Source organism: Microbacterium sp. ER1 (assembly GCF_023383675.1).
Taxonomy (GTDB): Bacteria; Actinomycetota; Actinomycetes; order Actinomycetales; family Microbacteriaceae; genus Microbacterium.
Genome location: NZ_QCXO01000026.1, coordinates 1 through 363 on the forward strand (window position 1 = coordinate 1; position 363 = coordinate 363).

Genomic DNA, 363 nt, shown 5'->3' on the forward strand with positions numbered 1-363 from the left:
CATTGCTGCGCTGCGGGATGCGGGCGAGCACAAAGCTGTCGTCATTTCTGCGACAGGGACTGGAAAGACGATCCTCTCCGCCCTGGATGTACGTGCTTATTCACCGGAGCGGATGTTGTTCGTTGTGCACCGTGAACAGATCCTCGACCGTGCAATCAGTGAGTTCAAGCGAGTACTAGGAGCCCCGGATAGCGACTTTGGCAAGTTCGTCGGGTCAAAGAAAGAACTTGACCGCCGCTACGTCTTTGCTTCGATCCAATCGCTGACGCGGGCAGAGAATCTCGAAGCGATCTCGCCCGAAGCCTTTGACTATGTCCTGATCGACGAAGTCCACCGTGCCGGTGCCGCCAGTTACCGACGTCT

Annotated in this window: 1 protein-coding gene; it reads left to right on the plus strand. The window is 56.7% G+C overall.

The features are described from left to right. The coding region (locus BV453_RS01580) for a DEAD/DEAH box helicase family protein (protein ID WP_249520701.1) at positions 1-363 on the plus strand (363 nt) is incomplete at both ends.